General features: G+C 68.0%; 22 protein-coding genes and 1 pseudogene. 14 read left to right on the forward strand and 9 right to left on the reverse strand.

Annotated elements, in window-relative coordinates; genetic code table 11:
• The first annotated feature begins 14 nt into the window (after nucleotides 1-14).
• Nucleotides 15-2,288, forward strand: a complete 2,274-nt coding sequence (locus IPG65_RS15210) for a xanthine dehydrogenase family protein molybdopterin-binding subunit (protein WP_293191382.1) — start codon at nucleotides 15-17, stop codon at nucleotides 2,286-2,288.
• Between the two features lie 159 nt (nucleotides 2,289-2,447).
• A complete protein-coding gene (locus IPG65_RS15215) occupies nucleotides 2,448-3,641 on the forward strand; it encodes an FAD-dependent monooxygenase (RefSeq protein ID WP_293193011.1) in 1,194 nt (397 codons plus the stop codon).
• 361 nt (nucleotides 3,642-4,002) lie between these two features.
• Here the strand turns inward: IPG65_RS15215 and IPG65_RS15220 are convergent, their stop codons facing one another.
• The 4 genes from IPG65_RS15220 to IPG65_RS15235 all read right to left on the reverse strand — a co-directional run bounded on the left by IPG65_RS15220 (nucleotide 4,003) and on the right by IPG65_RS15235 (nucleotide 7,758).
• Entirely contained in the window at nucleotides 4,003-4,215 is a 213-nt protein-coding gene (locus IPG65_RS15220) for a hypothetical protein (protein ID WP_293191384.1), read from the reverse strand.
• A gap of 36 nt (nucleotides 4,216-4,251) precedes the next feature.
• Nucleotides 4,252-5,334, reverse strand: a complete 1,083-nt coding sequence (locus tag IPG65_RS15225; protein WP_293191386.1) for a TauD/TfdA family dioxygenase — start codon at nucleotides 5,332-5,334, stop codon at nucleotides 4,252-4,254.
• A gap of 245 nt (nucleotides 5,335-5,579) precedes the next feature.
• Nucleotides 5,580-6,608 carry a tripartite tricarboxylate transporter substrate binding protein gene (locus tag IPG65_RS15230; RefSeq protein WP_293191388.1) on the reverse strand — a complete coding sequence of 343 codons (1,029 nt, stop codon included), beginning with the start codon at nucleotides 6,606-6,608 and terminating at the stop codon, nucleotides 5,580-5,582.
• 94 nt (nucleotides 6,609-6,702) lie between these two features.
• Nucleotides 6,703-7,758: a TauD/TfdA family dioxygenase gene (locus IPG65_RS15235; protein WP_293191390.1), complete on the reverse strand. Its 1,056-nt coding sequence runs from the start codon at nucleotides 7,756-7,758 to the stop codon at nucleotides 6,703-6,705.
• A gap of 153 nt (nucleotides 7,759-7,911) precedes the next feature.
• On the opposite strand from IPG65_RS15235, the gene IPG65_RS15240 reads away from it, so the two are divergent.
• Nucleotides 7,912-8,862, forward strand: coding sequence for an AraC family transcriptional regulator (locus IPG65_RS15240; protein ID WP_293191393.1), 951 nt, complete (start codon nucleotides 7,912-7,914; stop codon nucleotides 8,860-8,862).
• Between the two features lie 121 nt (nucleotides 8,863-8,983).
• Here IPG65_RS15240 and IPG65_RS19400 read toward each other — a convergent pair whose 3' ends face one another.
• From IPG65_RS19400 to IPG65_RS15250, 4 genes are read right to left on the reverse strand one after another with little or no spacing between them, the layout of a single operon-like run.
• Nucleotides 8,984-9,496, reverse strand: coding sequence for an MFS transporter (locus tag IPG65_RS19400; RefSeq protein ID WP_366819839.1), 513 nt, complete (start codon nucleotides 9,494-9,496; stop codon nucleotides 8,984-8,986).
• Nucleotides 9,436-9,738: a hypothetical protein gene (locus IPG65_RS19405; RefSeq protein WP_366932153.1), complete on the reverse strand. Its 303-nt coding sequence runs from the start codon at nucleotides 9,736-9,738 to the stop codon at nucleotides 9,436-9,438. The genes IPG65_RS19400 and IPG65_RS19405 overlap by 61 nt, the downstream gene beginning before the upstream one ends.
• Entirely contained in the window at nucleotides 9,690-10,418 is a 729-nt protein-coding gene (locus tag IPG65_RS19410; RefSeq protein ID WP_366932137.1) for an MFS transporter, read from the reverse strand. The genes IPG65_RS19405 and IPG65_RS19410 overlap by 49 nt, the downstream gene beginning before the upstream one ends.
• Nucleotides 10,419-10,463: 45 nt before the next feature.
• Complete coding sequence (locus tag IPG65_RS15250) at nucleotides 10,464-11,507, reverse strand: alpha/beta hydrolase (protein ID WP_293191395.1); 1,044 nt, start codon at nucleotides 11,505-11,507, stop codon at nucleotides 10,464-10,466.
• A 109-nt stretch (nucleotides 11,508-11,616) separates the two neighbouring features.
• Here IPG65_RS15250 and IPG65_RS15255 point away from each other — a divergent pair, with 109 nt between their 5' ends.
• From IPG65_RS15255 to IPG65_RS15305, 11 genes and pseudogenes are all read left to right on the forward strand, one after another.
• Nucleotides 11,617-12,648, forward strand: a complete 1,032-nt coding sequence (locus IPG65_RS15255; RefSeq protein ID WP_293191397.1) for an AraC family transcriptional regulator — start codon at nucleotides 11,617-11,619, stop codon at nucleotides 12,646-12,648.
• A 301-nt stretch (nucleotides 12,649-12,949) separates the two neighbouring features.
• Nucleotides 12,950-13,900 carry a TauD/TfdA family dioxygenase gene (locus tag IPG65_RS15260; protein ID WP_293191399.1) on the forward strand — a complete coding sequence of 317 codons (951 nt, stop codon included), beginning with the start codon at nucleotides 12,950-12,952 and terminating at the stop codon, nucleotides 13,898-13,900.
• A 112-nt stretch (nucleotides 13,901-14,012) separates the two neighbouring features.
• Nucleotides 14,013-14,492 carry a 2,4'-dihydroxyacetophenone dioxygenase family protein gene (locus tag IPG65_RS15265; protein WP_293191401.1) on the forward strand — a complete coding sequence of 160 codons (480 nt, stop codon included), beginning with the start codon at nucleotides 14,013-14,015 and terminating at the stop codon, nucleotides 14,490-14,492.
• 101 nt (nucleotides 14,493-14,593) lie between these two features.
• Nucleotides 14,594-16,240 (forward strand): 3-(methylthio)propionyl-CoA ligase, encoded by a 1,647-nt coding sequence (locus IPG65_RS15270; RefSeq protein WP_293193014.1) that lies wholly within the window; start codon nucleotides 14,594-14,596, stop codon nucleotides 16,238-16,240.
• Between the two features lie 100 nt (nucleotides 16,241-16,340).
• Nucleotides 16,341-17,280, forward strand: a pseudogene (locus IPG65_RS15275) (tripartite tricarboxylate transporter substrate binding protein).
• A gap of 196 nt (nucleotides 17,281-17,476) precedes the next feature.
• Nucleotides 17,477-18,478: a D-glycerate dehydrogenase gene (locus IPG65_RS15280; protein ID WP_293191403.1), complete on the forward strand. Its 1,002-nt coding sequence runs from the start codon at nucleotides 17,477-17,479 to the stop codon at nucleotides 18,476-18,478.
• A gap of 144 nt (nucleotides 18,479-18,622) precedes the next feature.
• Nucleotides 18,623-18,799, forward strand: a complete 177-nt coding sequence (locus IPG65_RS15285; RefSeq protein WP_293191405.1) for a hypothetical protein — start codon at nucleotides 18,623-18,625, stop codon at nucleotides 18,797-18,799.
• Nucleotides 18,800-18,818: 19 nt separating this feature from the next.
• Nucleotides 18,819-18,950, forward strand: a complete 132-nt coding sequence (locus tag IPG65_RS15290; RefSeq protein ID WP_293191406.1) for a hypothetical protein — start codon at nucleotides 18,819-18,821, stop codon at nucleotides 18,948-18,950.
• Between the two features lie 103 nt (nucleotides 18,951-19,053).
• Nucleotides 19,054-20,466 carry a type II toxin-antitoxin system HipA family toxin YjjJ gene (gene yjjJ / locus IPG65_RS15295; RefSeq protein WP_293191407.1) on the forward strand — a complete coding sequence of 471 codons (1,413 nt, stop codon included), beginning with the start codon at nucleotides 19,054-19,056 and terminating at the stop codon, nucleotides 20,464-20,466.
• A gap of 124 nt (nucleotides 20,467-20,590) precedes the next feature.
• Entirely contained in the window at nucleotides 20,591-21,982 is a 1,392-nt protein-coding gene (gene rmuC / locus IPG65_RS15300; RefSeq protein WP_293191410.1) for a DNA recombination protein RmuC, read from the forward strand.
• 40 nt (nucleotides 21,983-22,022) lie between these two features.
• Nucleotides 22,023-23,204 (forward strand): MFS transporter, encoded by a 1,182-nt coding sequence (locus IPG65_RS15305; RefSeq protein WP_293191413.1) that lies wholly within the window; start codon nucleotides 22,023-22,025, stop codon nucleotides 23,202-23,204.
• A 57-nt stretch (nucleotides 23,205-23,261) separates the two neighbouring features.
• Here IPG65_RS15305 and IPG65_RS15310 read toward each other — a convergent pair whose 3' ends face one another.
• Nucleotides 23,262-23,720 carry a RidA family protein gene (locus IPG65_RS15310; RefSeq protein WP_293191416.1) on the reverse strand — a complete coding sequence of 153 codons (459 nt, stop codon included), beginning with the start codon at nucleotides 23,718-23,720 and terminating at the stop codon, nucleotides 23,262-23,264.
• Between the last annotated feature and the right edge of the window lie 9 nt (nucleotides 23,721-23,729).

The following is a 23,729-nucleotide window of genomic DNA, read 5'->3' on the forward strand; positions in this document are numbered from 1 at the left end:
CAGGAGACACCACCATGCACATCGACGCCGATACGCTCCGCCACCTGCCGCAGGGCCTGCAGACACTGATCGAGAACGCCAACCCGCCGCCGCCGGCCTCCACCGAGCCGGGCGCCGGCGTGGGCCGCCGCACCTTCCTCAAGGTGGCGACGGCCTCGGGCTTCGCGCTGGGCGCTTTCCCGGCGGGCGCGCTGGCGCAAGCCGCCGCCCAGCCCGCCGACGGCCTCAAGCCCACGCAGCAGCCCGCCGCCTTCGTCAGGATCGACCGTGACGGCACCGTCACCGTCACCGTCAACCGGCTGGACATGGGCCAGGGCGTGCAGACCGGCCTGCCGATGGCGCTGGCCGAAGAGCTGGACGCCGACTGGGCCAAGGTACGCAGCGTCCACGGCAATGCCAACCCGGCCTACGTCGATCCGGTGATGGGCTTGCATCTCACCGGCGGTTCGACCGCCATCAAGAACTCCTACACGCAGTACCGCGAACTGGGCGCGCGCACCCGCGCCATGCTGGTGGCCGCCGCCGCCCAGCAGTGGGGGGTGGGCGCCGACGCGCTGCGCACCGAGGCCGGGCAGGTCGTCGGCCCGGGCGGCCGCAAGCTGGGCTATGGCGAGCTGGCCGAGGCGGCCATGAAGCTGCCGGTGCCGCAGACCGTCGCCCTGAAGGACCCCAGGCAGTTCCGCCTGATCGGCCACGCGACCGGGCGCCTGGACGCGCGCGCCAAGTCCAGCGGCGGGCAGTCCTACGGCATCGACACCCGGCTGCCCGGCATGCTCACCGCCGTCGCGGCCCGCCCGCCCGTCTTCGGCGGCAAGGTGCAGTCGGTGGACGACAGCGCGGCCAAGGCCATCCGGGGCGTACGCGCCGTGCTGCGCGTGCCAATCGACCGCGGGGGCGAGGCCGTCGTCGTGGTGGCCGACGGCTACTGGCCCGCCAAGCAGGGCCGCGACGCGCTGAAGGTCGCGTGGGACACGTCCGCCGTCGGCAAGGTGGACACCGCCGCGCAGCTCGCCCAGTACCGCGAGCTGGCGCGCAAGCCCGGTGCCCTCAAGTACGACGCCGACGTCTCCGGGCTGGCCGCCGCGCCCCGCAAGATCAGCGCCGAATACCTTTTCCCCTACCTGGCGCACACGCCGATGGAGCCGCTCAACTGCACCGTCCGCCTGACGGGCGAGGGCGCGGCCGCCCGGGCCGAGCTGTGGCTGGGCTCCCAGGCCCCCGGCCTGGACACGATGGCCGCCGCGCGCGTGCTGGGGCTGCCGCCGCAGAACATCGCCATCCACGTGCAGATGGCCGGCGGCGGTTTCGGGCGCCGCGCCATTCCCACCAGCGACTACGTGGTCGAGGCCTGCGGCATCGCCAAGGCCGCGCGCGCGGCCGGCATCGACGCGCCGGTGCGCATGGTGTGGAGCCGCGAGGACGACGTCAAGGGTGGCTACTACCGCCCCATGCACCTGCACCGCGCCGAAATCGGCTTCGACGACCAGGGCAAGGTGCTGGCCTGGGACCACGTCATCGTCGGCCAGTCCATCACCAAGGGATCGCCGTTCGAGCGCTTTATGATCAAGAACGGCGTCGATGCCACTGCGGTCGAGGGCATGAAGGAACCGTACCCGCTGCCCATGCGCCTGTCGGTGCACCACCCCGAAGACAACGTGCCGGTGCTGTGGTGGCGCAGCGTGGGCTCCACCCACACCGCGTATGTGATGGAGACGCTGATCGACGAGATCGCCCGCGCCACGAAGCAGGACCCGGTCGAATACCGCCTGCGCCTGATCGGCGACAAGCACCCGCGCCACAAGGCCGTGCTGCAGCTCGCGGTCGAGAAGTCAGGCTACGGCAAGCGCCAGCTGCCGGCCGGCCGCGCCTGGGGCGTGGCGGTGCACGAGTCCTTCAGCTCGGTGGTGGCCTACGTGGTCGAGGCTTCCGTGACCGATGGGGTTCCCAAGCTGCACGCCGTCACCGCGGGCGTGCACTGCAACCTCGCCGTCAACCCGCGCAGCGTGCAGGCGCAGGTGGAGGGCGGGGCGCTGATGGGCCTGGGCATGTGCCTGCCCGGCGCTGCCATCACCCTGAAGGACGGCGTGGTCGAGCAGGGCAACTTCAACGACTACACGGTGGCCCGCCTCACCGACATGCCCGCCATCGCGGTGCACATCGTTCCCAGTGCCGAGGCGCCCACCGGCATGGGCGAGCCCGGCGTGCCGCCGCTGGCGCCCGCCTTCGCCAACGCGGTGGCGCGCCTGACCGGCAAGGTGCCGCGCGAACTGCCGTTCAAGCTGGCCTGACGTCCCGGCCGCGTGGCGCGGCAGGCGCCGGTCAGCTTCTAATTTGATAGCTGCTGATACAGAAACCACGCGGGCCAATGCCGTATTTGGCTTGAAAACGCGCATGTGGGGCCGGCGCATATGGGCGGGCCTCGGCGCGACGGCACAATGCCGGCCATGGTGACCCCACAGTTATTGATCGCCGGCGGCGGCATGGGCGGCCTGGCGGCGGCGCTCGCCGTCGCGCGCGCTGGCTGGGCGGTGCGCCTGTACGAGCGCGCGCCCGCGTTCACCGAGGTCGGCGCCGGCATCCAGCTCGGCCCCAACGCCACCCGCATCCTGCACGGCTGGGGGTTGGAGGACGGCCTGCGCGCCGTGGCCGCGTTCCCTGACCGGCTGCAGGTGCGCTGCGCCCTCAGCGGCGCTGAACTGGGCGTGCTGCCGCTGGGCGCGCGCGCGCTGCAGCGCTACGGCGCGCCGTACGCCACCGTCCACCGCGCCGACCTGCACGCGCTGCTGCGCCGCGCCGCCGAGGAGCAGGCCGGCGTGCACATCGGGCTGGACCAGGGCCTGGACGCCTTCGCCGACGACGGCCAAGCGGTGCGCCTGAAGACCGCGCGTGGCCTGGAGGTGGAGGGCGACGCGCTGCTGGGCGCCGACGGCCTGTGGAGCCGCGTGCGCCAGCAACTGCTGAGCGACGGCCCGCCGCGCGCCACCGGCCACCTGGCCTACCGCGCCATGCTGCGGACGGCGGCGCTGCCGCCGGCCCTGCGCGGCCCACAGGTCACCGCGTGGCTCGGCCCGCGCCTGCACGTGGTGCAGTACCCGGTGCGGCGCGGCGAGGCCATGAACGTGGTCGCCATCGTGCACGGCGCGGTGGCCGGCGAGGCGCAGGACTGGGACCACGAAGCCCACGCCGCCGGGCTGCGGCACGCCCTGGGCGCCGTCTGCGCGCCGCTGCGCGAGCTGGTCGATGCCGCGCCCCGGGCCACGCTGAACGCGCACGCCTGGCGCCTGTGGGCGCTGGCCGACCGCCCCGCCGTCAGCGGCCCCCACCAGATGGCGCGCGGCCTGGTGGCGCTGGCGGGCGACGCCGCGCACCCCATGCGGCCGTACCTGGCCCAGGGCGCCGGCATGGCGATCGAGGATGCCGCCGCGCTGGCCCACGCGCTGGCCATGGACGCCGTGGACGTGCCCACGCGCCTGCAGCGCTACGCCCTGGCGCGCTGGCAGCGCTGCGCGCGCGTGCAGGCGCGCTCGGTGCGCAACGGGCGGGTCTTCCACGCCATCGGGCTGGTGCGCCTGGGGCGCGACATGTCGATCCGGCTGCTGGGCGACAAGGTGCTGGACGTGCCTTGGCTGTACCGCGCCTAGTACGCCGGCACGGAGATATCGGAACACAATGAAACCGATGGATTTGCGTTCAGGGCAAGGCACGAACCGCGGCGATACCGGGCGGTATCGCGAGGATTTGCAACGCCGCCCTGGGCGCAAAGACGCGGTTTCATGTTTCGATATCTCCGTGCCGGCGTACACGTGCCGTCAAATTCGGATGCTGCTTCGTGATCAGGAGCACCAGTCGCAGATACGCCTTGACAGATAAGCCAATGGGCACAAGTCCAAGACCTGTTGCCCGGCAGGGCCGAACACGTCGGTGCCCCCCGCCAGGGACACACGCAACGACAAGGCAGCCGCTGCGCTCCTTCCATGCATCTGGCTGCTGCTGTCGCATGGCTCATTTGATGAGCAGGCCTTGGAGTTCTCGGTGCCTGAGGAATCCCAGAAGCAATGCGTTGACCTGATCCACGCTCTCTTCCGCCGCGCTGTGGCCCACGCCGGGCAGCAGCACCTTGTTCCGCAGTCCGGGCAGATAGCTGTCAAGCTGGTCGTAGCGACCTCGGAATTCGATCGGTTCGAGCGAAGGGTCGGCAGCACCGCCGATGAACATGCTCGGCTGGCGGATCCTTCTCGTGGAGAGCAAAGCTCAATGCGCGAGCTCGGCCTTGATTTCAGACGTGTCGAACACCGGGGGACGCGGGTGCCGCTGCCAGGCCGTCATGTCGGCGTTGCGATCTGCGAAGGGCGCCGGCAAGCGGCTAAAGCCCGGCGTCCGCAACCACAGTCGCAGCAGATGCCGCTTGCGCTCGACCTCGGGCCAGTCCTCATAGTCGCCGCGTGAATGCAGCACCACGTAGTTGTTCAGGAACTGCATGTCGCCGGGCTCGAAGGACATGTCCATATAAAACGCCGGATCGTTGCACAGCGAGTCCATCAGATCGAGCGCCTCCACCTGCGCCGGGCTCAGGCGTGGCACCTCCGCGAAACGTTGTGCGGATTCGATGTACGTGCGGTTGTAGCGAATGAACAACCGACCATCCAGATGGTTGAAGCATGGCGTCACGTAATACGGCTTCTGGCCGGGGTTTTCCTCACCGCGGCGGTCCACACAAAAGGGTTCACACATCACCGCCCACAGGTCGGGACGCCGGATCAAGAACTCGTTGTGGATCGCGGCGGAACTGACGATGCGGGAGGCGCCGCCCGACTTCGCTTTCCGCAGGCACAACAAGCCGACGACGTCGGTGGAGTCGTTGTGGAAGGGAAGATGCAGTCTCGTGTGGTACCCACGCGCGCGCATCTCGGTTTTCAGGTTCGCGCCCAGATCCCGCACGTGGCCGAGCATGTCGCCCTGGGCATTCTGCGCAAAGGCCTGGCCGAGATGCGCTCCGATACCCCAGTAGATGGTTGCAGCGTCCGCCTTCGAATAGCGGCCGACGGGCAGGCCGCGAAGCAGGACGAACCCGCGCCCGTCTTCCAGTTGATGCAGGACGGCACTCATCTTCCTGGCAAGGCCGGGCATGACGAAGTCATTCCTGGAAAGCCCGGGAATGCCGAGGGCCCGCGACTTGACGAACGCGAGGGCCGATTCGAGCTCGGCAATGTCGTCCGCATCGAGATGAATGACCCAGTCGCCGCGATCGGAGAGATCCTCGCCTTTCCAGGCGGAAGGGTGCAGGTAGGGTCGCGTAGACGAACCAGAGGCGGTTGTTCCAGGGGTGGCCATCATGTTGTCACGTACCTTGCAAGGCCACGTCCATGTTCGGATTGATCAGGTGTTTCTCGCCAGCAGCACGCTTGGCATAGGCAGCCATCACATCAGGCGCTGGGACCGGGGTCGCGAGGCTCAACAGTGAAAAGCTCCAGCTTGCTGCGCGGGTGGACCAGTGAGCGCAATTGAAGACCCGCGCGTGCGGTGGAGGTAGCCATACTTTTCCTTCATGTGCAGTTGGAACTTCAGCGCTTCACCGTCCATCAATCGGCTCGGATGGAAAACTTCTGGACGATCTTGGCGTTGCGCTCGAAGGCCTCGGTGAAGGCCTGCTTCTGTTCGGCCAGATTGGCGGGCGCCGAAAACTCATAGCCTTGGCCTGCCAGTTGTTGGCGCGCGCGCGAGGACGCGAAGGCCTTGACGACCTCCTCATGGATACGCTGCGTCAACGGCGCGGGTGTTGCCGACGAGATCCATAGCCCTTGCCAGCCAGGCAGCGCCAATTCGGGCAAGCCTTTCTCAGCGAGGCTGGGCACGCCGGGCAGGAGATCGGGCAACGCCGGCCCCAGAACGGCGTACGCGCGGAGCTTGCCGCTCTGGATGTGACGGACAACATTGGGCAGCGCCTCGAATGCGAGGGGCACGTGTCCGGCCAGCAGATCGGCCACGGCTGGGGCCGATCCCTTGTAGGGCACATGCTGGAGGTCCACCCCCGCGCGCTGATTGAAGGCGACGGCAGCGTAGTGCGCGCGCGTGCCCGTGCTGTACGACGCCACGCTGTACTTCCCCGGATGAGCCTTCAGCACACCGACCAGTTCATCGTAGCTCCTGGCCGGGAAGGCCGCGTTGCCGACCAGCACCAGCGGCATGCGAACCATGTCGGCCACCTGCACGAAATCTTTCATAGGGTCGTAGGGCAGCTTCACCACATGCGGCACCTCCACGAGGATGGAGCTCGTGATGACCAGCATCGTGTGTCCGTCGGCAGGCGCCGACAGTACGGCGCGACAGCCAATGACGCCGCTTCCTCCGGGCATGTTCTCCACGATCACGGGCTGCTTCAGGTTGGCGCTCATCGGCTCCGCCAGAAGACGGGCGATCCCGTCGGAGACGCCGCCGGCTGGTGCTGGCACGATCAACCGCACGGTCTTCGAGGGCCAGGGCGCTGCATCCGCGGACCAAGCGCGCGAAGCGGTCAACGCCATCGCGGCGGCACCGGCCGCCAGCACCTTGCGGCGCGAGAGATCCGTGCCTGCTCCGGTGGCATGGGATTCGAGTTCAAGTTTCGGCATGGTCTTCCGTTCTCCAATCAAGTTGCCATCGGCAATGCCACGGCGCGAGGGACGGCGCCCATGGCTTTCCGACTCATGGCTTCGGATGAAAAGGCTAGTGAGCCAGCTCCGCCTGCACCGCCGAAACGTCGAAGATCGGCGGCCGTGGATTCTTCTGCCAGGCGACCGTGTCTTCGTAGCGGTGCATGTATGACGGCGGCAGTTGTTTGAAGAATCCAGTGTTCAGCCACAAGCGCAGAAGATGGCGCCGCAGGTGGGGAGCCGGGTCGTCTTCGTAGTCGGTGCGCGAATGCAGCGTGGTGTAGTTGCTGATGAACTGCATGTCGCCGCGCGCCAACTCCATCGACAGGTGCATCGCCTCGTCGTTGCACAGGCGATCCATCCAATCGAGCAACTCGACCTGCGCGCCACTCAGTCGCGGCACCTCGGCAAAACGCTGCGACGACTCGATGTAGGCCCGGTTGTAGCGACCGAACAGATGGCCGCCGGCGCGGGCAAACAGCGGACCGGGATAGTAGGGTGCCTTGCCGTCGGGCGCCTCGCCGCGGCGGTCAATGAAGAAGTCCTCGTAGGCCAGGCGCAGCAGATCCGGGCGCTGCTTGAGCAACTCGTTGTGGATCGCCGTGGAACTGACGATGCGGGACGTGCCACCTGCCCGGGCCGGACGAATGCACAACAGGCCGACGATGTCCATGAGGTCGTTGTGGTAAGGCAGACTCTGGCGAGTCTGATAGCCGCGCGCGCGCGGATCGGTCCGATAGTCCGCGCCCAGGTTCGTGACATGGCCCAGCACATCGCCCTGTGCGTTCTGCGCAGCGCCTTGCCCTAGGTAGGCGCCGATGCACCAATAGGCCAGCGCCGCGTCCTCCAGCGCATAGCGGTCGATGTCGAAGCCGCGCAGCAGGACGAAGCCGCGCCCCTGCAGGATCTCCTGTTTCGCGGCCTGCAGCTTGGCGCCCAGCGGCCCGAGGTCCACGTTCGAACGGCGCAGCCCCGGAATGCCGAGGCCGGCCGATCGTGCACCGCATACCGCGCGATGCAGCGCTTCGTTGTCCTGCGAGTCCAGCCTCACGATCCATTCGCTGGACTGGCTCATGGTGTCGCCTCGCCAGGCGCTGGCATGTTCGTAGGGGCGATCACTGAAGGTCATGGTGTCTCCTGGTTTGCTTGTGAACGGGTTCAAGCATAGGGATTGCGCCATCGCGCAATGAACATAAACGGACATATACTGAACATATTCGGTCATCTCGGGTAAACCATGAAACCCCTCTCACGCAGTGCCTCCTTGACCAACTACGCCGCCATGGCGCAAGCCGCCGGGCTCGATCCGCTGGCGATGCTGAGCGAAATCGGGATCGATACCGCCTGCTTGAAGGACCCGGACTTCAAGGTGCCTTCCGAGGCCATCGGCCAACTGCTGGAGAACTCGGCCGAGCGCTCGGGCTGGGAGGATTTCGGCGTGCGGCTGGCCGAGTCCAGGTCGTTCCTCGTGCTGGGCCCGCTGGCCTTTCTGGTGCGCGAACAGAGCAACGTGCGCGCGTCATTGCAGATGCTCTCCAGCTATATGCACCTGCACAACGAATCCCTCCAGCTCTGGCTGGAAGAGGACGCGCAGCAGGCCCGCCTGTGCTTTGAATACGTGGGGCGCAGTTCGCCCACGCGCCAGTCGCTCGGCCTGTCGATCACCGTGGTGTACCGCTTTCTCAAGCAGGCGCTGCCCGAGGGCTGGGAACCCGTTCGCGTCTGCTTCATGCACGAGGCGCCGCGCGATCTGCGGGCCGTCCGGCGCGTGTTCTCGAACAGGGCGAGCTTCAAGGAAGCGATCAACGGCATCGTCCTCAAGCGCGCGGACCTGGAGCGGCCACTCTCCACCAGCGCCCAGCTTGGACGCTATGCGCATGACTATGTGCAGGCGCTGAGCGACGGAGCTCCCCGGTCGACCACGGCTCAGGTGCGCCGCCTGATCCTGGCGGCGCTGGGAACCGGGCACTGTTCCCTGGGCACCATCGCCATGCAGATGGGCATGGACGTGAGGACGGTCCGCCGGCACCTGGATCACGAGGCCACGTCGTTCAACGCCCTGATGCGCGAGGTCCGGCGTGAACTCGCTCCGCGCTATCTGGCCGGGCCGCCGCGCTCGCGCAACGAACTGGCGATGCTGCTGGGTTTCAGTGCACCGCAGTCCTTCACGCGCTGGTTCCGCGACGAGTTCGGGGTGCCCGTTGGGCACTGGGCATACGACGGCACACGGTGATCCCGTCGCTGCCCGAGCGCCTCTTGAGCGACGGGGTGCGGTCGTGGCTGCAAGGTGACTCGGCATTGTGTCCGGCCTTGGCCTGTCTCTCGCGGGGGCCTGCTTTGGCTGCTGCCGCGGGTTAGGACTCCGCCGAAGGCACGGCCTGCACGCAAGCCGCGGCCCGCTGATGGAGGGTGGCCAAAGAGACGCCCAGCGCCGCCAGGAGCATCAGCGCGCTGGTGCCGATGGCGGCGTCAACACGGTAGGCCAGCGCCTCGGGGCCCGCCAGCCCGGCGGGTTCGGCGGCTGCAAACACAAGGACCAGAACGGCCAGCCCCAGCGACCCGCCCAGTTGATGCGCGACGTTGACCAGGCCGGACGCGGCGCCGGCGTCTTCGCTGGTCACGTCCGCCACGGCCGCGGCCGTCAGCGGTGCCAGCACGAACCCCTGCGCCACGCCGATCAGAACCATCGGCAGCGCCACGGCAGTCCAGTACGGAGCATCCCGTCCCGCCTGCCCAAGCCACGCCAGGCCCAGGATACCCAGCATGAGGCCGAGGAACACCAGGCGCGCATTGCCGAGCCGGCGCGTCAGCCTCGGCACCAGTAGCGCGGCGGCAAAATTGAACACGGTGGCTGGAAGGAAGGCCAGGCCAGGCCAGCGGTGAGCGGGCGATAGCCCAGCACACCCTGCAAAAACTGGGTCGTGAAAAACCAGAAACCGGCCATGCCGCCAAGGAAAAGCATGCGCGCTGCGTAAGCCCCGCTGCGTTGGCGGTTCATGAGCAGGCGCAGCGGCAGGATCGGCTGCGCGGCCCGCGTCTCGTTGACGATGAAACCGGTGATCAGGATGGCCGCCGCGCCAGGGAAGCGACCGTGATCGTGTCGCTCCATCCGGCTTCCGCCGTGCGCACGATGCCGTACACCAGTGAACCCATGCCGAGCGTCGAGGTGAACGCGCCGACGACGTCGAGCTTGCCGGCAGCCTTGGGCGTTTCAGCCAGGTAGCGGCGGGCCGCCACGAAGAGGGCCACGCCGATCGGCAGGTTGATGAAAAAGCCTGCCCGCCAGGACACCAGATCGGCGAACAAGCCCCCGAGCACCAGGCCCGCCGTCGCGCCCACGCCGATCGCTGACGTGTAGTACGACAGGGCACGGGTGCGCGCCGGACCGGGCGCGAAGTTCGTCGACAGCAGTGCCAGCGTGGACGGCGCCAGCACGGCAGCGCCAGCGCCCTGCACGGCGCGCGCGGCCAGCAGCCAGGCGGCCGAGGGCGCCAGCCCGATCACCAGCGACGCCATCGTGAAAAGGGCCAGCCCAACGATGAACATGCGGCGGCGGCCGAGGATGTCGCCGGCACGCGCGCCGAGCAGCAGCAGGCCGCCGAATGCGAGGGCGTAGGCGTTGTGCACCCAGGAAAGGTGCGCGGCCGAGATGTCCAGGCTCTCGCGCATCTTCGGCAGACCGGTGATGGCGATCGAGACGTCGATCACGATCATCAGGTTGCTGACCACGATGACGGCCAGCACCGCGCCCGGTCCACGGGTTGCTTCAAGCGTTGTGATGCGTGCCATCCGAATCGTCCAGCTGGGCATTGGCCGCCACGTCAGCCTCGCCGGTCAGCGAGAGGGAAGCTGCCCGAGGAATTCGAGCAGCAACGCATTGACCTGATCCGCGCTTTCTTCCGCCGCGCCGTGGCCCACGCCGGGCAGCAGCACCTTCTTGCGCAGTCCGGGCAGATAGCCGTCGAGTTGGTCGTATACATGGCGGACATTGGGCGGCTCGAGTGATGGGTCGGCCGCGCCACCGACGAACATGCTCGGCTGGCGGATCACCGCGCCGTCCAGGAACGACGTGATCTCCCAGTTCCGGTCGCGGCAGCGATAGTGGTTCAGGGCGCCGGTGAATCCGGTGCGCGTGTATTCAGCCACGTAGTAGTCAAGCGCCCGCGCACTGAGCCAGGGCGGGAAATCCTTCGGATCGGTGAAGGCGTTGAGGATCGGCTCATCGGGCTCGACGAACAAGCGCCAGCGATCGGCGCCGACGGCACTGCCGGAGACCGAGTAGTAGCTGCTGCGCAAGGTCTTGCGCGTGTCGCTGGCCAGCTCCCGGTCCGGCTTGCCGATCTGCTGGAAGTACAGGTGGTGGGACATCTTGCCCTTCGCCATGGCGCGCAAGGCGACGGTCGGGCGGATTCTTCCGCGCGGGGGCAAAGGCGTGCTGAGCATCACGAGGCTGTGGAACAGATCCGGCCGCAGCATGGCCGCCGCTTGCGCCACAGGTGCGCCCACGTCGTGCCCGACGATCGTGGCGGAAGTTTCGCCCAGGGCTTCCATCAAGCCCACCATGTCTCCAACCAACCGACTGACGTCGTAGGCCTCGATGGCCTCCGGCCGGTCCGTCTGGCCGAATCCGCGCTGATCGGGAACGACGACACGATAGCCCGCCTCGGCCAAGGCCAAGATCTGGCGCCGCCACATGTACCAGAGGTAGGGAAAACCATGCACCAGGATGACCAACGGGCCCTGCCCCTCGTCCACGTAGTGGATGCGAATGCCGTTGACCTCGGCGAAGCAGTGATTGAATGCGGCGGCATCGTCGGCATCCATCTGCCCCCACGCGGCGCGCGGCCGGCCGGTTTGCGTTGCAACGCTCGTTTCCATTGTCTACTCCGTTTTTGAATTTTCCTGGCCCCAAAAGATAGCCTCGGCCCCGCGCGGGAGCTATGCTTTGCAGGACATATTCTTTTGAATTTGGGACAGGTGACGGTTCATGGAATCCTTGACGCGCAGTGCCAGCCTGACCGATTACGAACACGTGGCCCGCTCGGTGGGGCTCGATCCGTTTCGCATGTTGCGGATGGCCAAGCTGCCGGCTCGGGTGCTTGACGATCCGAACCTGATGATCAGCGCCGATTCGGTCGGGTGGTTGCTGGAGGAGTCGGCCCGCCTGTCCGGCCAGGAAGCCTTCGGGCTGCTCCTTGCGGAAACCAGAAGCCTGGCCAACCTGGGCATGCTGGCGCTGGTGATGCGGGAAGAGCCGACGCTTCGCGCCGCCATGCAGTCCTCCGTGCGCTACATGCGGCTGCACAACGCCGGCGTGCAGTTCCGGATCGATGACGCCGGCGTCGTCGTGCTGCTGCATGTGGGTGTGAATATGCAGCGCCACGGTGTCTGGCGCCAGACCATCGAACAATCGACCGGCATCGCACTGCGCATGCTGAAGGTGCTGAGCGGCAATGCCTTCCGGCCGGTCAGGATCAGCTTCACGCACGAGCCGCCCGCCAGGATGGAAGTGCACCGCCGCGTGCTCGGAACAGCCATCGGGTTTTCGCAGGAACACAATGCCATCGCTTGCCGCGGCCGCGACCTGGACATGCCCATTCCGGCGGCGGATGCGACGCTGAATCGCGAGGTGAGGCGATGGCTGGACACGCAACTGGCCAATCTCCGGGACGAGCCGGCGCAGCAGGCGCGCCAGATCGTCAGGATGCTGCTGCCCAGCGGACTGTGCTCGGTGGACCGGGTGGCCCAGCACCTGGGCATGCATCGGCGCACCCTCAACCGCCACTTGGCGGCCGAGGGCGAGAGTGTCACGACGATCATCGATGCCGTGCGTGCCGAACTCGCCGAGGAATACCTGGCCAACAGCAAACGCAAGCTGTACGAAGTCGCTGAACTCCTCGGCTTTTCCACGGCCAGTGACTTCTCCCGCTGGTTCCGCGGTCAGTTTGGCAAGACTCCCTCGGCTTGGGTCACCCACTACCGGGCAGGCAAGGCAGCGGGACCCATCCCACACAGGTGAAAGGTGGGCGCGAGGGGCGTCTGATGCGTGCTTTCGTCCTGCAGGACAGCCGCGCGGCCTGAAGCCGCCGCACCCTGTATCGCGCCAGGGCGTTGTCGCTCGTTGGCGCAATCGGCCCCGGACATGGGCTGTGATTGTGAGTCCCAATATGCATAGAACTTGTCTCCCTATGCATAGGATACTACGGCCTCGCTGCCTACCATTCATCCCGTGCACTGATGAAACGGTGCCGCCCCGCCGGTAGTGACAAGCGGCAGCTACCGGACACACACCGCCGCACCAGCACAGATTGGAGACATCAATGACAGCAACCCAGGACACCACGGCGCAAACCACGCCTGCGGCACCGGCCATCATCCGGCCATCGGTGCGCCGGCATTCGATCAAGGTGGAGTTCAGCACGCCCGCCATCGGCGCCGAACTCAGCAACGTCAGCCTGGCCGATGCCGCCCAGGACTCCGACGCCATTGCCGAGATCCGGGCGCTGTGGCTCAAGCACAAGGTGCTGTTCTTCCGCGACCAGGACATCACGCCGATGGAGCAGCAGAACTTCGCCGCGCAATTCGGCGAACTGGAAGCCCATCCCCTGGCGCCTAGCCATCCGGAGGCGACCAAGCTGCTGACGCTGTACCGCAATCTCGACCCGAGCAAGCCCAACTTCGTCGAAAAGACCAGCCGCGAAAACATCTGGCATGCCGACGTCACCTACAAGAAGGCGCCACCCCGCGGCGCGGTGTTGCGCTTCGAGTTGGGTCCGGACACCGGTGGCGACACCATGTGGTCCAACATGGTGATGGCCTACGAGAAGTTGCCCGGCGCCATCAAGCAGCGGATCGATGGCCTGTACGCAAAGCACAGCATCGAGCAGATCTTTCTTGCCCAGATGCCGATCGAGGAACGTCACGCGATGGCCGCGAAGAACCCCGGCGCCGAGCACCCGGTGGTGCTCACCCATCCGGAGACGGGCGAGAAGCTGTTGTACGTCAACTCGGCGTTCACGACCCATTTCTCGAATTTCTTCAACTTCGAGGACATCCGATACGGCCAGGACCTCATGCCCGAGGCCCATCATCTGCTGAACTACCTGACCTCCCAGGCCGCGATCCCGGAATACCAGGTGCGCCTGAAGTGGCGACCCAACACGGTCGCCATGTGGGACAACCTGCAGGCTCAGCACTACGCCGTGGCCGACTACGGCAACGAGCCGCGAAAGATGCTGCGCGCCACCCTCACGGGCACCCCGCTGAACTGAGCCCCACCGGCTCCTTCCGTCGAACCCCAGCGCACCCGCCCACGAGGCGGCCGGCCCTGGCACGTCCACACCTTTGCTTTTTTCCCTCAACCCCCCCGAAATGGAGACAGACATGCTCTACCAAAACGTCGAAACCTCGGTCATCGATGGCGAATCCCTGCCCTGGGTGCCCTTCGCGCCCTATGCGGACAACGTCCTGCTGAAGTACTTCAAGCTGGACCCGATCCGCGGCGAGTGGATCGTCCTGATGAAGTCGCCGATCAACATGCAGCTGCCCAAGCACCACCACACCGGCACGGTCATCGTCTACACGATCGAAGGCTCCTGGAAGTACAAGGAGCACGACTGGATCGCCACCCCCGGCAGCATCGTGTACGAAACCGCTGCATCGACCCACACGCCCGAAGTCGTCAGCACGGGCAGCTCGGACGGCTACGTGGTCTCGCTGGTCGTGGTGAACGGCGATCTGCTCTTCCTCGATGACAAGGAAAACATCGTCGCGATCGAGAACTGGAAGACCAGCATGGAGCGCTACCTGGCCTATTGCAAGCAGCACGGCATCGAGCCGAAGGACCTCACGGCGTTCAACTGACCGGGATGGCCAGGGGACCCGGGCATCCGTCCGGTTCCCCATGCCACCCGTCGCGTCGCCCGCAGGCGATGCAACACCGACATTACGAACGGAGCGATGCCATGAATGGCTTGATGATGCAAAAGCAGTTGCTGATCTCCTCACTCATCGTGCATGCCGACCGCCACCATGGCGACACGGAGATCGTGTCCCGGCGGGTGGAGGGCGACATCCATCGCTACACCTTCCGCGACTGCCACCGCCGCGCGCGCCAGATGGCCGGTGCGCTGAGCCGCCTGGGCGTCCAGCTCTCCGACCGGATCGGCACGCTGGCATGGAACGGCTATCGGCACCTGGAGCTGTACTACGGCGTCTCCGGCATGGGCGCCATCCTGCACACCATCAACCCGCGCCTGCATGAAGACCAGGTCGCCTACATCGCGAACCATGCCGAAGACCAGTACATCTTCTTCGACCTGAGCTTCCTGCCTTTGATCCAGGCCGTCGCCGGCCACTGCAAGACGGTCAAGGCCTTCATCGCCATGACCGACCAGGCCCACATGCCGAAGAACGCCGGCATCGACAAGCTGCTGTGCTACGAGGACCTGATCGCGCAGGGCTTGCCCGACTACACCTGGCAGGCGCTCGACGAGGAGGCCGCCAGCACGCTGTGCTACACCTCCGGCACCACGGGCGACCCCAAAGGGGTGCTGTACAGCCATCGCTCGTCGCTGCTGCACACCTATGCGGCCGCGCTGCCCGATGCGCTGAACTGTTCGGCGCGCGACACCATCCTGCCCGTGGTGCCGATGTTCCACGTCAATGCCTGGGGGCTGCCGTACATCGCGTGCATGGTCGGCGCGAAGCTGGTCTTTCCCGGGCCGGCGCTGGACGGCAAATCGCTGTATGAACTGCTCGAAGCCGAACAGGTGACGCTCTCCGCCGGCGTGCCCACGGTATGGCAAGGCCTGCTGGGCTATCTGGAGGAAAAGGGCCAGCAGTTCTCGAGCATGAAGCGAACCATCATTGGTGGCGCGACCTGCCCCCCCGCCATGTTGCGCAAGTTCCAGGAAGCCTACGGCGTCGCGGTACTGCACGCCTGGGGCATGACCGAACTGAGCCCCATGGGGACCGTCGGCGCCCTGAAAACCAAGCATCTGGCGATGAGCGCGGATGAGCGTCGCGCCGTGCAATCCAAGCAAGGCCGCGCGCTGTTCGGCATCGACATGAAGATCGTCGGCCCCGACGGCAACGAACTGTCCTGGGACGGCGCGACATCGGGCGACCTGCTGGTGCGCGGCCCCTGGGTGGTGCGCGAATACTTCAAGAGCGCGGGGGGCGACCCGCTGCAGCGCGATCACGCAGCGCAGGGATGGTTTCCGACCGGCGATGTCGCGACCATCGATGCCGATGGCTTCATGCAGATCACCGACCGCAGCAAGGACGTGATCAAGTCGGGCGGCGAATGGATCGGCTCCATCGACCTGGAGAACATCGCGATGGCACATCCGGCCGTCTCGCAGGCCGCCTGCATTGCCGCGAAGCACGCGAAGTGGGACGAGCGTCCCTTGTTGATCGTCGTCCGGAAGCCGCAAGCGCAACTGGAGCGGGACGAACTGCTCGCCTTCTATGAAGGAAAGATCGCGAAGTGGTGGACGCCGGATGACGTGATCTTCGTCGACGCGATTCCGCTGGGCGCGACCGGAAAAATTCAAAAGAACCGTCTGCGGGAGCAGTTCGGCGATCACCTGATCGGGCGCCGCCCGTGAATTCAAGAAAACAAGCAATCGAAAGATATTAGGAGACAAGACTGTGTCATTCCATCCCTTCCCCTCCGCCTCGCGCCTCGCTTGCCTGGCGATCACCGCGATCACCGCCGCCGCCGTGCTGCATGCGCCAGCCGCCCTGGCCTTCAGCGACAAGCCGGTCAAGCTGATCGTGCCAGCGCCGGCGGGCGGCACCATCGACATGATCGCCCGCGTCGTGGGCGACCAGTTGTCGCGCGACATCGGCCAGCCGGTGGTGGTCGAAAACAAGCCGGGCGTCGGCGGCGCCATCGCGGCCAAGTACATGCTGTCCCAGCCCGCCGACGGGCAGACGCTGCTGATGATCGCCAGCCGTCGTGCTGACGGAGGTTCCGCACGTGCTCAACGTCGGCTTCGATCCGCTGCATGACATCAAGCCGGTGGGGGTGATCGCGCGCTCGACCCTGTTCTTCATCGCCGCGCCGCAGTTCCCGGCCAAGGACGCGAAAGAGGCCATCGCCTACGTGAAGGCCCATCCGGGGCAGGTTTCCTACGCCTCGTACAGCGCCGGCACGGCGGCGCACTATGCCGGCGCCATGCTGAACAAGGCCGCCGGGCTGGACATGCAGCACGTGCCCTTTCCGGGCTCGGCGCCCGCGCTGGTGCAGGTGATGGGCGGACAGATTCCGCTCATGTTCGACGGTTCCGTCACCTCCAAGCCCCTCATCGCCGCGGGCAAGGTCAAGCTGCTGGCCGTCGCCTACAAAAGCCGCATGCCCGACTACCCCAACGTGCCCACGATGGCGGAAATCGGCTATCCGGACATGAACTTCAGCAACTGGAGCGGCGTGGTCGCGTCGTCCAAGGTGCCTGCGGAGGTGATGGAGAAAATCCATGCCGCGCTGCAGAAAGTGGCGGCCAACCCGGCCGTGCGCAAGCGCCTGATCGACGCCGGCTTCGAGCCGGTCGCGGACCAGTCGCTGGCGCAGGCCGCCAAAGAAGTGCGCGAGGAGTACGAGCGCAATGCCGTGATCGTGAAGGCCTTCAACATCAAGCCGAATTAGTGGAATGCGGCAACAAATTCTTGTGCAGGCACCGTACCTGCAGGGTGGCCGATAGGTACAGCAGGGGAAGGGCCGGAGGTGTGATAGGGCGTGACCCCGATGAAACTTGGCGGTTGGCTGCCTTCGGCAAGCTGCGCACCCGCCTCTGGCGTCGCACAGCTGCTCTAAGTTTCATGACACGCCCTAAACTACCCGGATGCCCGCGTCCCGCCCGTCCAAGCCCGCCATCCTGATCGCCCGCGCCATCTTCCCGGAGGTGATGGACAAGCTGGCCCGGCACTTCGAGGTCGAGGCCAACCCGGCCGACGCGCTGTGGCCGCGCGCGGAGCTGGCGCGCCGCCTGCAGGGCAAGCAGGGCGTGTTCACCACCGGCGGCGAGCGCATCGACGCCGCGCTGCTGGCCCAGTGCCCCGGCCTGCGCATCTGCGCCAACATGGCGGTGGGCTACAACAACTTCGACCTGCCCGCCATGACGGCCGCCGGCGTGCTGGGCACCAACGCGCCCGGCGTGCTGACCGAGACCACGGCCGACCTGGGCTTCGCCCTGCTGATGGCCGCCGCGCGCCGGGTGGCCGAGGGCGAGCACTACCTGCGCGCCGGCCGCTGGGACCGCTGGGCCTACGACATTCTGGTCGGCCAGGACGTGCATGGCAGCACGCTGGGCATCCTCGGCATGGGGCGCATCGGCCAGGCCATTGCCCGGCGCGGCGCCCTCGGCTTCGGCATGAAGGTGATCTACCACAACCGCTCGCGCTTGCCCGCCGAGGCGGAGGCCGAGGTCAGCGCGCGCTACGTGGGCAAGGACGAGCTGCTCAGGACGGCCGACCACGTGGTGCTGGTGGTGCCGTATTCGCCCGCCTCGCACCACGCCATCGGCGCCGCCGAGCTGGCGCTGATGAAGCCCACCGCCACCCTGGTCAACATCGCGCGCGGCGGCATCGTCGATGACGCGGCGCTGGCCGCCGCCCTGCGCGCCGGACGCATCGCCGCCGCCGGGCTGGACGTGTTCGAGGGCGAGCCCCAGGTGCACCCCGACCTGCTGGCTTGCGCCAACGTCGTGCTGACGCCCCACATCGGCAGCGCCACCGTGCCCACGCGCAAGGCGATGGCGCATCTGGCGGCCGACAACCTGATCGGCTACCTGGTGCACGGCCAACCGCTGACGCCACTGAATCCAGAGGTGATGGGTAGGGCTTGATGTGCTGCCGGCACGGCAGATCATCAAAGCCCAATGCCGGCTGAATCGGCCGCGCCGGATTCAACGCCAAATCAGCCTCCAGCGCCCATCAACCAAGCGCCAGAAGCTATCGAATTCAAAGCAAGCCGCGCGCACGCCAGCGCCTTGCCGAGGCCGCGCACCGGCTGGACGCATTGCGCCAGAACTGGCGCCGCCTACGGCTGGACCGACCACACCGCCGAGATGCCCGACGACGAAATCCTGCGCCGCCTGCTGGCGCTGAACCTGCAACGCGCCACGGCGCAGGGTCCGAAAGCATCCGGCAGGAGATGCTGGCGATGATGCAGCCGGGCGACGTGCCATGGCGCTGCCCCGCCGCTCGGCGCCGCGCGGGCTGTTCAGCGCCTTCGGTTTTGGCCAGCGCGGCGTGGTGATCGAGTGGTGGCTGCTGGACGCGCAGGGGGAGTTGATCGAGGTGTTCTGGGTCGATTGATGTCCTTGACAATCGCGTCATCAATCGGATTTTATAGTGTATAAAATATTGATTTACATAAGATTTTAACCATAAAATCCAATCATGAATCGAATCAACCTTGATGCAAGCCCCGCCCCGGTCATCGCGTGACCAGCTCGCTGCCGCGCTGGCCCGCCAGCCTGCGGCCAGCGCCCAGGATCTGGCCGCGCGGCTGGGCGTGAGCCTGCCCACGGTGCACCGCCTGCTGCGCGCGGCGCCGGCGCAGGTGGTCAGCCTGGGCCGCGCGCGCCGCACGCGGCACGCCTGGCGGCGGGCGCTGCGCGGGCAGGCGGGCGACTTGGCCGTGTACCGCGTGGATGCGCAGGGCATGCCCCACGCCTGGGCGGCGCTGGCCCTGGTCGAGCCGCAAGGCTGCGCCATGACACTGGAAGGGGCGGGCTGGCCGGTGCCGCCGGACGAGCGCGACGGCTGGTGGCCCGGTTTGCCGTATCTGTTGCAGGACATGCGCCCGCAGGGCTACATGGGCCGCCAGTTCGCTCGCGCCGTGCACGAGGGCCTGCAACTGCCGCCCGACCCGCGCGCCTGGAGCGACGACGACGTGCTGGCGGCCCTGTCGCGTGCCGGCGGCGACACGGTGGGCGACTTGATCGTGGGCGACGAGGCGCTGCGCCGTTGGCAGGCCGGTCGGCTGGACGCGCCCGCGCCCTTGGCGGAAAGCGAGTTGCCCGCGGCCTACCTCGCCCTGGCCGCGCAGGCGGTGGCGGGCGGCGGGGCGGGCTCCAGCGCGGCGGGCGAGTTTCCCAAGTTCGCGGCGCTGCGCGCGCCCGATCAGGCCGCGGAAGGCACCCCGCGCGCGCAGCACGTGCTGGTCAAGTTTTCCGGCGCGGGCGGTACGCCCGCCGAGCGGCGCTGGGCCGACCTGCTGCTGGCCGAACACCTGGCGCTGCAAGCCTGCGCCGCGCATCTGGCGGGGCAGGGCGTGCAGGCCGCGCGCACGCGCTGGCTGCAAGCGGGCGGCCGCGCCTTCCTGGAAGTGGAGCGGTTCGATCGCCACGGCCGCTGGGGCCGCAGCCCGCTGGTCAGCCTGGAGGCCGTGAACGCCGCCTTCCTGGGCCTGCCGCACCTGCCGTGGCCCGAGCTGGCCGCGCCGCTGGCGCGTGGCGGCTGGCTGGCCGACGGCGCCCTGGCGGCCGTGGGCGTGCTGTGGTGGTTCGGCCGCCTGATCGGCAACACCGACATGCACCTGGGCAACCTGAGCTTTCGCCCGCACGCGGGCCGGCTGGCGCTGGCACCCGCCTACGACATGCTGCCCATGTGCTACGCGCCGCTGGGCGGCGGCGAGCTGGCGCCGCTCACGCTGCTGGCGCCGCCGCTGCCGCTGCCCGGCGAACGCGCGCAGTGGCGCCCGGCGGCCGCTGCCGCGCTGGCCTTCTGGCAGGCGCTGGCGGGCGATGGCCGCGTCGGCGACGCCATGCGGGCGCAGGCCCAGGCCAACGCGCACCGGCTGGCACAGGCCATGGTCGTGGCGTGTTGAGGCGGTGTTCCTACAATGCAGCCCATGACAACCGCCTGTTGCCTGCCAGGGCAGCCATCCCATATCAAATCGGCCCCTAACGACCGTCTGTCAATCACTAACAGCTATCGATTCAGGAGTATTCATGACTTCGCCCGGCGCTGACGCGCTGCTCTGGGCAGCGCTCGCTGGCGCGGTGCTGAGCGTGGTGCTTTTGCTCGTGCTGCTGCTGCGCCGCCCGCGCCGGCCCGGGGACGTGGCCTCGCGCGGCGAGGTGCAGCAGATGATGGGCCAGGTGGTGGGCCAGCACGGCGAGCGGCTGGAGCGCGGGCTGCGCCACGAGATCGGCGAGAACGCGCGCGGCAGCCGGCAGGAGCTGACGCAGTCGCTGGCCGGCTTCCAGGACGCCGTGATGCGCCAGGGCGCAGAGGCCACGCGCACCCAGAACGCACAGATCGACGCCTTCGCGCAGCAGCTCGCGCACTTGCGCGGCACCCTGGCCGAGACACTGACGCAGCAGCTCACCAGCCTGAGCGACACCAACGCCCGCCGCATCGCCGAGGTGCGCGCCACGCTGGAGCAGCAACTGGCCCAGCTGCAGGCCAGCAACACCGCCAAGCTGGACGAGATGCGCCAGACGGTGGACGAGAAGCTGCACGCCACGCTGGAGCAGCGCCTGGGCGAGAGCTTCAAGCAGGTGGCGGAGCGGCTGGAGCAGGTGCACAAGGGCCTGGGCGAGATGCAGACCCTGGCGCAGGGCGTGGGCGACCTCAAGCACCTGCTGACCAACGTCAAGACGCGCGGCATGTTCGGCGAGGCGCAACTGGCCGCGCTGCTGGAGCAGGTGTTCGCGCCCGAGCAGTACGGGGCGCAGGTCGTCACCCGGCCGGGCACGCGCAACGCGGTGGACTTCGCCATCCGCTTGCCGGGGCGCGCCGACGATGGCCAGCCGGTCTGGCTGCCGATAGACGCCAAGTTTCCCAACGAGGACTACGAGCGCCTGCTGGACGCCCAGCAGCGCGCCGACGCGGTGGCCGCCGAGGCCGCCGCCAAGGCGCTGGAGGCGCGCATCCGCCTGGAGGCGCGCGGCATCGCCGACAAGTACGTCGAGCCGCCGCACACCACCGACTTCGCCATCCTCTTCCTGCCCACCGAGGGCCTGTACGCCGAGGTGCTGCGCCGCCCGGGGCTGATGGAGGCGCTGCAGCGCGAGCACCGCATCACCCTGGCCGGGCCGACCACGCTGCTGGCCATGCTCAACTCGCTGCAGATGGGCTTCCGCACGCTGGCGCTGGAAAAGCGCAGCAGCGAGGTCTGGCAGGTGCTGGGCGCGGTGAAAACCGAGTTCGGCAAGTTCGGCGACGTGCTGGCCAAGGTGAAGACCCAGACCCAGACGGTGCTGAACACGCTGGACCAGGCGCAGACGCGCACCAACGTGATGAACCGCGCCCTGCGGCAGGTGGAGGCCCTGCCCGACGGCGCGGCGCAGTCCCTGTTGCCGCGCGGGGCGGACGAGGGCGAAGGCGCGGCGCGCTGATGCGGCCCGCCCCGATGTTCATCGCGACACGGTTCGAAGGATGACCGGGCGCGAACTGCTGCGCCTGATGGCCGCCCAGGTCTGCGTGCACAGCGCCATGACCGGCACGCGGCTGGCGGCGCCGCTGCTGGCGCTGCAATTGGGCTACAGCGCCGCCGCCGTGGGCGTGCTGCTGGCGCTGTTCGCGCTGTCGCCGGTGTGTCTGGCCTTGCCCGCGGGCCGGCTGGCCGACCGGCACGGGCTGCACCTGCCGCTCGCCCTGGCGGTCGGCGGCGCCGTGGCCGGCGCGGCGCTGGCGGCGGCCTGGCCCGTCTTCGTGGTGCTTTGCGTGTCGGCCCTGCTGACCGGCGCGGCGGCGGGCACGGCGCAGATCGCGCTGCAGCGCCACGTGGGCCGCTCGGTGGTCGACTCCGGCCAGCTCAGGGCGGCCTTCAGCTGGATCGCCATCGCGCCGGCGCTGTCGAACTTCGTCGGTCCGCTGGTCACCGGCCTGCTGATCGACCACGCCGGCCCGCAGCCGGGCCACGTCACCGGGTTTCGCGCCGCGTTCGGGCTGATGGCGCTGCTGCCGTTCGTGGGCTGGTGGCTGCTGCGCGGCGCGCCCGAGGCGCCCGTCGCGCCCGTCGGGGCGGCGCCGGGCGCGGACTCGGTGTGGGACCTGCTGGCCGAGCCGCGCATGCGGCGCCTGCTGTTCGTCAACTGGCTGCAGTCGTCGGCGTGGGACGTGCACTCGTTCGTGCTGCCGCTGCTGGGGCATGAGCGGGGCCTGTCGGCCTCGGTCATCGGCGCGCTGCTGGGCGCCTTCGCCGCCGCCGCCGCGCTGATCCGCATGGCGCTGCCGGCCCTGACGGCCAAGCTGCCGGAGTGGTGGGTGATCCATGTTTCGACCCTGCTGGCGGCCTGCGCGCTGCTGGCCTACCCGCTGATGCCGGGGCCGCTGGCCATGGGGGCGTGCTCGGTGGTGCTGGGGGTGGCGCTGGGGGCGGTGCAGCCCATGGTGCTGAGCGTGCTGCACCAGATCGCGCCGCCCGCGCGCCAGGGCGAGGCGATGGCGCTGCGGGTGATGACGATCAACCTGTCGAGCTTCGCGATGCCGATGCTGTTCGGTTCCATCGGCGCGGTGACCGGGGCTGCCGGGCTGTTCTGGCTGGTGGCCAGCCTGCTGGCCGTGGGCTCGCGCGCCGTGCCGGGACTGCGCGAGGTGCCGCAGGCGCCGGATTAAGGGAAAAATAGGCCTTGAGCCCGCGTGGAATATGCGCTTTCAGCTATAAAAAACGTATCAATCCACTTCGGCGATCAGCTCGATCTCCACGCACGCACCCAGCGGAAGCTGCGCCACGCCGAAGGCGCTGCGGGCATGTTTGCCCTTGTCGCCGAAGACTTGGCCCAGCAGCTCGGAACAGCCGTTGGTGACCAGGTGGTGCTCGGTGTAGCCGGGCGCGGAGTTGACCAGGCTCATGACCTTGACGATGCGCCGCACGCGCTCCAGGTCGCCTCCCGTGGCGGCCTGCAGGGTGCCCATCAGGTCGACGGCCACGGCGCGGGCGGCCAGGGCCCCTTCGGCGGTCGCCATGCCGGCGCCCAGTTGGCCGACCCAGGGCTTGCCGTCCTTGCGGGCGATGTGGCCGGAGAGGAACACCAGGTCGCCGCTGCGCACGAAGGGAACGTAGGCGGCGGCGGGCGTGGCGACGGTCGGCAGTTCGATGCCGAGGTCTTGCAGGCGTTGGGCGATGCTCATGGTGCTCCT

Origin of the sequence: Ottowia sp. (assembly GCF_016703145.1) — a bacterium.
Classification (GTDB): domain Bacteria; phylum Pseudomonadota; class Gammaproteobacteria; order Burkholderiales; family Burkholderiaceae_C; genus Ottowia.